The sequence below is a fragment of the Streptomyces sp. NPDC001027 genome, from assembly GCF_040299045.1.
In the GTDB taxonomy this organism is placed as follows: domain Bacteria; phylum Actinomycetota; class Actinomycetes; order Streptomycetales; family Streptomycetaceae; genus Streptomyces.
The window spans coordinates 1-6,610 of sequence record NZ_JBEPBI010000339.1; the positions used below are offsets into that span (position 1 = coordinate 1).

The 6,610-nt window shown below is 65.9% G+C and carries 4 protein-coding genes; 2 read left to right on the plus strand and 2 right to left on the minus strand.

Features of this window, described 5'->3' with window-relative positions; all coding sequences use genetic code 11:
• Positions 1-410: 410 nt before the first annotated feature.
• Together ABT300_RS39930 and ABT300_RS39935 are read right to left on the minus strand one after the other, a co-directional pair.
• Entirely contained in the window at positions 411-1,421 is a 1,011-nt protein-coding gene (locus tag ABT300_RS39930; protein WP_351686851.1) for a helix-turn-helix domain-containing protein, read from the minus strand.
• 1,052 nt (positions 1,422-2,473) lie between these two features.
• Positions 2,474-2,647, minus strand: coding sequence for a hypothetical protein (locus ABT300_RS39935; RefSeq protein WP_351686854.1), 174 nt, complete (start codon positions 2,645-2,647; stop codon positions 2,474-2,476).
• Between the two features lie 299 nt (positions 2,648-2,946).
• On the opposite strand from ABT300_RS39935, the gene ABT300_RS39940 reads away from it, so the two are divergent.
• On the plus strand, positions 2,947-3,852 hold the full coding sequence (locus ABT300_RS39940; protein ID WP_351686857.1) for a hypothetical protein: 906 nt from the start codon (positions 2,947-2,949) through the stop codon (positions 3,850-3,852).
• Position 3,853: 1 nt separating this feature from the next.
• The gene (locus ABT300_RS39945; RefSeq protein ID WP_351686859.1) at positions 3,854-6,511 is read left to right on the plus strand and encodes a DEAD/DEAH box helicase; all 2,658 of its coding nucleotides are present in this window, start codon (positions 3,854-3,856) and stop codon (positions 6,509-6,511) included.
• Positions 6,512-6,610 lie beyond the last annotated feature (99 nt).

A 6,610-nucleotide genomic window follows, 5' to 3' on the forward strand; every position in this document is an offset into this window, starting at 1 on the left:
CTGCGCCCGAAGAAAGCGAGGCGGTCGCTGCGCTCCCGCAGCCCACGCGGTGCGTGGGCGGATCCTTCCGCTGCGCTCCAGGATCCGGTGGAGCCGGCCGCTGCGCGGCCGGCCTGGCGCGCGGTGCGTGCCCTCGGGTTGAGTGGGTGTCACGTGCGGCTGGTGGGATCTTTGGTTGGCGAGTTGGGGAGTCCTTCGGACTCTGGGCGGGTCCGCTGCGCTCCCCCGCCTGACGGTCCTTCCGGCTGCGCCTCCAGAACCGTTGGGGCCCGCTGACGCGGGCCGGGCTGGCTACTGGGGTGGGGTCGCTGTTCGTGTAGCGGGTGCATCAGGTTGATGTAGCATGTACCGTTGGCGAAACAAGACCACACCCCTGCTCCAATGAAACGTCTAGGAACGACTGTGACTTACTAAGTCACACGAAACAAGTCGCTAAAGGTGGACTCGATAACCGGATCAATATCTTCGTATCCCCAGCGCTGCTTAGCCTCCATCGCGAGTTTATTCAGTTCGTCGAGCGTCAGACTCCACTCTCCTCGCTCGAATAGCGTGAGGTGAGATGCGTTAATTCTCTGTGCTTTTTCCATCCGCCGGTAGAGTGCACGTCTAGCCCTTTCTTCTACACGAGAAAGCAACCAGCTCCGAAGATGGTCCGACCGCTTCCTGAGGGAAAATTTCCTAAGCCGCTCAATTTCCTCGCTGACTGGCAGTCCCGGTCTCCAGTCAGACGAACTGTTAGGAGTGCTCACAGGTGCAATACGGATGTGGCTTGCGGCTCTCTGACTCGGATCGGCAGTGGAGAGCAAGTCCATCCATTGAATCACCTCATTAAGGGAGGTAGCCCCGCACGCTTGAAGAAAGCTTCGGAGGAAAAATGCTGTCACTGGTCTCGTTCCGGACAGCACAGATGCCACAGTCGAATGGGAGTATGGCATAAGGCGGGCAAGCTGTCGGAGGGAAAGTGACCGGTAGTTCTGCAGGGACTGCATGGCGAGCCTGAGATCCAGCAAGGATTCAGATCGGTGCGAGGGGAGAATCATCCCTGTTCTGTCCCAGCGTGCCCACATACGAGGCCAGGATGCTCTGCGCCTCTGCTCAGGAGTAAGGTTTAGTGACTCGTCAGCGTCACCGGAGATAAACTCCTTTGGCCTCATTTCCCGCCGGATAGCCTCCCAAAGATTCCGCCACTGCTTCGGGTCAGCTCCACATACCTCTACGTAGGATTTTGTTGTACGCCACGAAGGCAACTCATGCCCACCGGCAGCTTTTGAGAGGGAAGCGGTGGATACACCCGTCTCTTTTGCCATTGACGCCAGGGTAGGATTTCCAGCTTTCTCTCGAAGTTCGCGTAGCGAAGCGGCGAACTTTACGATTGCAGAAGTGTCAGACTCGATCGGTAGTTCTTTGGTGCGCCGTCCCATTTAGGTCCCCCATAAACATCGTGGAGATCGCCGGGCTGGCCTCACTCTCCATACCAGCCCGGCGATACCGTCAGGCGAGGCCGCGGCGGAGCTCCACTGCGATCACGCCAGCTCCGGCCATCACACTTAGAGCGATGGCCGGAGACCACCCCAGGAGGATCAACAGGATGGTCGCGATGAGGATCGTGACCAGGAGCCAGAGGGCAGCAACAGTCAGGGGGCCGGCTGCCTGGTCGCGGTTCGACGACCGCGTAAGGCACAGGATGAGTGACGCGTATGGCACGGGAATCAGCACCTCAGTCTCTTGAAGGGAAGCGCTGAACTGCGCTTCCCTGACCCGAAGTTGTTCGTTTGCCGTCTCTCGGTTGGCGCCGAGGTGAACTGGCGTCCTCATGCTGTCCCACCCCATCAGGCGATGTCCATTCCGGTGTAGACGCCTTCTGACAAATTCAGGCTGTTTTCTTGAGAATCCGTACACTCTGACTTGCTGTGCTGTTGCTAAAAAATCGGCCTCAGGCAATCGTCCGGCCCCACTGCCTGCAGCAACAGCTACTCGCGGCTCCATTATTCAAGTTCTGTATCGTTCTGGGGTGTTGAGGCAGCACCTTCGGTGCACCCGCATCCGATGCTTGATGACATGCTGAGCTTGGACCCGTGAGGTCTGTGCCTGGTCGTTAGGCACCTCAGTCTCTGACCCGGACTCGGTAACTTGCGGCAAGGCAGGGCTGCCTGTTGGCGCAGGACGCTCAACGCTAGGGGCTTGTCGGCCATGCGGCTGGCAAGCCCCTGCTCTATACGCGGCGCCGCAAGGCCCCGCCCTCAGTCCCAACTGCGAGCCCGCCCGCGAACGCCTGGCGCATAGCCTCGAGACGGACCAGTCCTCGCATCTGCGGAACCTGGGCGTTGCCGTTGCATCGACCGATGGGACTGCCCATCACCCCGATCGACACCCGGCCAGGCGGAGGACGACAGGCCACGACGACGCAGCCCGGCTGGGGCCGTGCGTGGTCGGAGCTCCCCGATGCTCCGACCACGCGCGGACGCGCTGCTGCTCACCGAGCGAGGATCACGCCGACAAGGGCGGCCATCACCGTCACCGCGCCGAACGCGGCGCCAAGAGGCTGGCCCCAGGTCGGGTGGCGGTGCACGACGTACGCGGCGCCGGCCGCGAACAACACCCCGACGACGACCAGGAGCAGCACGACGAGCAGAGCGAGCGTGGGCACGAACGAATCCCCCTCAGGGATCGGGCACGCCCGGGAGGGGCATGCAGGTAGGTGCGGCGGGCAAGGGCTGAGCGTGGCTCCCCATGCCAGCACCAGTCGGACCTGCCGGAGCTGAAGCTGCTGTTGGCAATCACTCCGATCTCAAGTTGCCAACAGACAAAGGTGCACAGAAGGGCGTCCGGGCCCGCCCGGCATGGCGGCGCCATGCCCTCCGGTGCGGACCCTCAACTGATGACAACCACCCCTAGTACGAACTGGTCTCTTTTCGTACTACCCCCGCCGTGACTATGATGCCTGGCATGGCGGCATACGTTGACCCACGTTTTCGTCCCACGCTGTGGCCCGGGACCCCCGTGCCCACCCCTTCCCTGCGGCCCTTCGCGGACGTGGAGGTGGACGGCGACTGGATCCTCTGGCCGATGGCGGCGTCAGCCGGTCAGCCGGCCGTGCAGTTGCCCGAAGACTTCTATCTGCGGGAACTGATGGAGGTTCCCGCAGACGACCTGGCGGCGGCCGCCCAGCTATTCCGGTCCTACGGGCTGCTCTTCGATCTTGAGCACAGGGACCTCGACCTGAGTGACTACCTGCCCGAGGACAGGAAAGAGATCGAGGCACTCGCGCTGCAGACACCACCGCGCCCGGACTGCGGCGGTGTCCATCGCAATCAGGTCACCTTGCACCTGGAAATTGCCCAGGCCGCCATCGCGACCTGGCTGGCCTGCCGACGTCCCGGCGGCCTGGAGGAACTCGTCAAACCGGAGATCACCGATGAAGTCCTGGAGGAGGAGCGAGCGCTCAACCCGCACGCCCAGCCGCCCTGGCCCCACTCTCTAGACCATCTGCGCGAGCAGCTCATCCAGCTGCGCATCGAGCGCCTGAACGACGCCGTGAACGGCGCGCTGAGCAAGTTCAGCATCGGCCTGGGACACCTCGCCGACCGCAACCCCACGGTCTACTCGGTCGCCTTCCTCCAGCTCTACAACCACCTCGCCGAAGACGCCACCATCCGCGTGTGCGCCAACGAGACCTGCCGCCGGACCTTCGTCCGCCAACGCGGCCGCGCCATGTACGGACAGAACCGCACCAGCGGCATCAAGTACTGCACCCGCGAATGCGCACGCGCCCAAGCACAGCGCGAACTACGACGCCGCCGCAAGCAACCGACGGCCGCACCTATGGCGACCGACGCCCCCCAAGGAGCCTGAGGTGATCAGCCTTCGAGAACACCAGGTCGCCCAGAAGGCGAGCTTCCGCAAGTGGGTCGGATTCCCTGCACGGTCATCCGTGCCCCCTCACGGGGCACGGGGCACGATCGTGTCCGCGACCGGATCGGGGAAGACCTTCACGGCCGCCGCATGCGCGCTGGAGTCCTTCCCTGACGGGCGGATCCTCGTGACCGTACCGACTCTGGACCTGCTCGTGCAGACCGCCCAGGCGTGGCGGCTGGTCGGTCACCGGGCCCCGATGGTCGCGGTGTGCTCGCTGGAGAACGACGCGGTCCTCAAGTCGCTGGGGGTGCGCACCACCACCAACCCGATCCAGCTCGCCCTGTGGGCCGGGTCCGGGCCAGTGGTCGTGTTCGCCACGTACGCCTCTCTCGTGGACCGCGAGGACATCGATGCTCCCGTGGGCCAGCGGAAGGTTCGCGGGCCCCTGGAGGCCGCTCTGGCGGGCGGAGACAGGCTCTACGGGCAGCAGATGAGCGGTTTCGACCTCGCGATCGTGGATGAGGCCCACGGAACCGCCGGTGATCTTGGGAGGCCGTGGGCGGCGATCCACGACAACGCCCGCATCCCAGCGGATTTCCGGCTCTATCTCACCGCCACCCCGCGCATCCTCGCCGCGGCCCGGCCGCAGAAGGGCGCGGAGGGCCAGGAGGTGGAGCTCGCGACGATGGCCGACGACCCGGATGGCACCTACGGCGCATGGCTCGCAGAGCTTGGCCTGAGCGAGGCGATCGAGCGCGAAATCCTTGCGGGATTTGAGATCGACGTGCTGGAGATCCGCGACCCCTCGCCCGTTCTCGGGGAGTCGGAGGAGGCACGGCGAGGCCGGCGCCTGGCGCTCCTGCAGACCGCGCTCCTGGAGCACGCCGCCGCGTGGAATCTGCGCACCGTCATGACGTTCCACCAGAAGGTGGAAGAGGCGGCCGCGTTCGCGGAGAAGCTGCCCGAGACGGCAGCCGAGCTGTACATGAACGACGCCTCGGACGACGACCTGGCCGCCGCGGACAAGCTGCCGAAGTCCTCCATCGACGCGGAGTTCTACGAACTCGAGGCCGGCCGCCACGTCCCGCCGGACCGGGTGTGGTCGGCGTGGCTGTGCGGCGACCACCTCGTGTCCGAGCGGCGCGAGGTCCTGCGGCAGTTCGCCAACGGCATCGACGCCGCCGGACGCCGGGTGCACCGGGCGTTCCTCGCCAGCGTTCGCGTTCTCGGGGAGGGCGTCGACATCACCGGCGAGCGGGGAGTCGACTCGATCTGCTTCGCGGACACCCGCGGCTCCCAGGTGGAGATCGTGCAGAACATCGGCCGCGCGCTCCGGCTCAACAGAGACGGCTCCACGAAGGTGGCCAGGATCATCGTGCCGGTGTTCCTGGAGCCGAACGAGGACCCCACCGACATGGTCGCCAGTGCCAGCTTCCGCCCCCTTGTGGCGGTCCTCCAGGGCCTGCGTTCGCATGACGAACGTCTGGTCGAGCAGCTCGCCTCACGGGCGCTCACCAGCGGCAAGCGCAAGGTCCACCTCCAGCGTGACGAGGACGGGCGGATCGTCGGGGCCGGCGGAGAGGGCGACGGCGAGGACCAGGAGCAGGACGACACCGACGCCGCTGCCGAGTCCGCGCTGCTCCACTTCTCCAGCCCGCGCGATGCGGCGACCATCGCCGCGTTCCTGCGGACCCGCGTGTACCGGCCGGAAAGCCTCGTCTGGTTGGAGGGTTACCAGGCACTGCTGCGCTGGAGGGCGGAGAACCAGATCACCGGCGTCTACGCCGTCCCGTATGACGTTGAGGTCGAGGTCGGCGTCACGAAGGACTTCCCCCTCGGGCGGTGGGTGCACCAGCAGAGGAAGGCGCTGCGGGCCGGGGAGCTGGAGGAGCGGCGCAAGACGCTGCTGGACGCCGAAGAGGCCGGGATGGTGTGGGAGCCGGGCGAGGAAGCGTGGGAGAGCAAGCTCGCCGCGCTGCGCTCGTACCACCGGGCCACCAGGCACATGGCCCCGCGCCAGGACCAGGTGTGGGGCGAGGGCGAGGCGATGGTGCCCGTGGGGCAGCACCTGGCCAATCTCCGGCGTAAGGGCGGCCTCGGAAAGGACCCCGAACGCGCCGCGGCGCGGGCAGCACAGCTCGCGGCGATCGACCCGGACTGGGACTGCCCGTGGCCGCTCGACTGGCAACGCCACTACCGCGTGCTCGCCGACATGGTCGACGCCGACGGCGTCCTGCCAGCCATCCAGCCGGGGGTCCTGTTCGAGGGCGATGACCTGGGCAGGTGGCTCGCACGGCAACGCGAGGCGAGCACCTGGGCGCAGCTGTCCACCGAACAGCAGGAGCGCCTGTCCAGGCTGGGCGTACAGCCGCTTGAGGCACCGTCTCCCGCCCCGACAGCCCCACGTTCGACGAAGGGCCCGAACAAGGCACAGGCGGCGTTCCAGCGGGGCCTGGCGGCCCTCACGCAATGGGTGGAACGGGAAGGCCACCGGCCGGTCCCAAGGGGCCACTCTGAGGAGATCGCGGTCGACGGCGAGACGGAGCCCGTGACCGTCAAGCTGGGTATATGGGTCTCGAACACCCGCGCGAGGCGGGACAAACTCACCCAGGCCCAGCTCGACGCACTGCGGGAGCTGGGCATGCAGTGGGCGTAATCGACAGGGCTTCGGCATAGTCAGACCTCGTCCTTTTTGATCATGTGAGGCCGAGATGGGCGAGGGTGCGGGTTTGGTCCCTGGCTGTGTGGCGGAGGC